Here is a 2370-nt window from a genome sequence, read left to right on the forward strand (position 1 = left end):
CGTCGACCTCGGCCGGGTCGCGCGCCGGCTGCCCGCCGGCACACGGCTGCGCCTGGAGATCGCCGGACACCACTTCCCGGCCCACGCCCGCAACCCGCACACCGGACAGGACCCGGTGACGGCCGCCACGCTGCACGCCTCCCGGCGTGAGATCGATCCGGACAGCGTGGTGCTGAGCCTTCCCGTGCTCCCGTCCCGACCCACCCCCGTCGACCCCGCAGAGGAGATCCTCCGATGACGACGCTGCCGCTGGAAGCACTCGTCGACCCCGTCTGCGGCATCGTCCGCAGCGTCGAGCCCGTCGAGCACCCGGCGGGCACCCCGCCCCGCTACACCGCGCTCACGGCCGAGATATCCGACGCCCGCAGGCACGGCCTGTGGCCCGCCGACCGGGTCTCCCTCGGCACCACCTTCGGCGACCCCGCCCAGGCCCGCGTCGCCGCGATAGCCGAGGGGGTGGAACGGTACTGCGGCAACCGCGTCCCGCCGCCCGGCCACCCCGACGCCCCCGTACGGGCCACCGCCGCCGAACTGGCTGACAAGGGCCTGCGGCTCTACGGCCCCGGCGACCTGCCCGCGTACGCCGACTGGCAGTACGCCCGGGAGAAGTTCCCCTACCGCCCCCTCACCCCCGACACCCCGGCCCTGTGGACCCGCGGCACCGAGCTGCTGCCCGACGGAGCGACGACGGAGGTCTGGGCACCCGTCGCGCTCACCCACCTCAACTGGCGCCAGGGCGCGTTGCGCGAACTGCCCCGCACCCACCACCTCAACTACGCCGGAATCGCCACCGGACAGGGCCTCGACGACGCCGTCGAACGCGGCCTGCTGGAGATCGTCGAACGCGACGCCCTGGAACTGTGGTGGCACCTGGACGGCCCGGCCCGCGGCATCGACCCGGCGAGCGTTCCCGGCCTCGCCGACGACCTCGCCGGCTCCGCGTTCGACGTGCACATCGTCGAGATGCCCTCCGAGTTCGCCCCCTGCATGGCCGCGCTCGTGCACGATGCCCGCCTCGGGCTGTACGCCGCCGGCTTCGCCTGCAAGTACGACCCGGCCGAAGCTGCCCGCAAGGCCGTCCTGGAAGCCGTCCACACCTGGGTCTTCACCCAGGGCCTGACCGGCTCCGACGGCTGGGTGTTCCGGGCCGTGGAGGCCGGGCTGCTCGCCCGCGGGCTGTACCTGGACCACCGGGCAGACGGCCGCTATCTCGACGCGTGCGGCGAACAGTTCGAGCACGTACGGGATCTGGGCGCCCACGTGCAGGTGTGGCTCGACGAGCGGATGGCGGCCGAGGCCAGGCGGTTCACCGAACCCGCGCTCGGGACCGTGTCCGTCGGCGAGGTCGAGCCCGGCAGCCGGCAGCGCCTGGATCGCACGTTGCACGCGGGCGGCCACCGGGTCATGACCTTCGACCTCACCACGGAGGACGTGGCCGAGACCCCCCTGCGCGTCGCACGGGTGCTCGTCTCCGGACTGCTGCCCAACGCCCCCGCCGCCTTCGGCTACTTCGGCTGCCCGCGCCTCGCCGAGGCCGCCGTCGCCCGAGGATGGCGCACGAGCCCGCCGAGCGCCCCGGAGGACTTCACGCTGGCGCCTCCGCCGCACATGTGAGGGCCGCACCCGTGGAAGACCTTCGCGAGGACCGCCCGGTGGACCTCGTCGCCGCCCTCGCCCGCGCACGCTCCCCGGAGCCACCAGGACCCGACACACCCGCCGGGGGAGCGGTCCGGGCCTGGCCCGGACCGTCGCGTCCCCTCCCGTCGGCCGACCCGGCCGACCCGGCCGAGCTCGACCTGGGGGCCCTGCTGCGCCTGTCGCTGGCCGCGGTGGACGCCTCCGGACGGCTCCGGCCCGTGGCCTCCGCCGGTGCGCTGCACCCGGTGGACACCGAGCTGGTGGTGGGCGCGGGCTGCTCCCTGCCGCCCGGCCGCTACGGCTACGACCCGCTGCGGCACCGCGTCCACCACCTCGGCCGGCCACCCGAGGGCACACCTCCCGGCGTGACCGCCGAACTCTCCGTCACCGCACGGCGCACAATCTCCCACTACGGTCACCGCGCCTGGCCGCTGCTCCTGCTGGACACCGGTCACGCCGCCGCGGCCCTGTTCCTCGCGGCCCGCGCGCTGGGCGTGGAGGAGCCCGAGGCGCGGCTGGACGGAATCGCCGAGAGCCCACTGGCCGCCGTACACATCCCGCCGCCGGCCGGATGGGGCGGCCCGGCGCACCTGGACGGCGGGCGGGGCGCGATCGCACGGGACCTGGACACCCCTGCGGAGGACCGGACATGACCGAAGGCCGTGACCATACCCTCGTTCGGCGCGGGCTGGCCCTCGCGTGGTTCATCGTGGTCTGGGACGTGATCGAAGG

General features: G+C 75.1%; 3 protein-coding genes. All 3 read left to right on the forward strand.

Annotated features, from left to right (window positions below; all coding sequences use genetic code 11):
* A partial coding sequence (locus N4P33_RS34705; protein ID WP_313904631.1) for a CocE/NonD family hydrolase C-terminal non-catalytic domain-containing protein occupies window positions 1-238 on the forward strand: 238 nt, incomplete at its 5' end.
* On the forward strand, window positions 235-1614 hold the full coding sequence (locus N4P33_RS34710) for a YcaO-like family protein (protein WP_260830894.1): 1380 nt from the start codon (window positions 235-237) through the stop codon (window positions 1612-1614). The genes N4P33_RS34705 and N4P33_RS34710, both read left to right, overlap by 4 nt.
* An 11-nt stretch (window positions 1615-1625) precedes the next feature.
* Window positions 1626-2291 (forward strand): hypothetical protein, encoded by a 666-nt coding sequence (locus tag N4P33_RS34715; RefSeq protein WP_399030678.1) that lies wholly within the window; start codon window positions 1626-1628, stop codon window positions 2289-2291.
* Window positions 2292-2370: the final 79 nt, after the last annotated feature.

This window comes from Streptomyces sp. 15-116A (assembly GCF_025290915.1).
GTDB lineage: Bacteria > Actinomycetota > Actinomycetes > Streptomycetales > Streptomycetaceae > Streptomyces.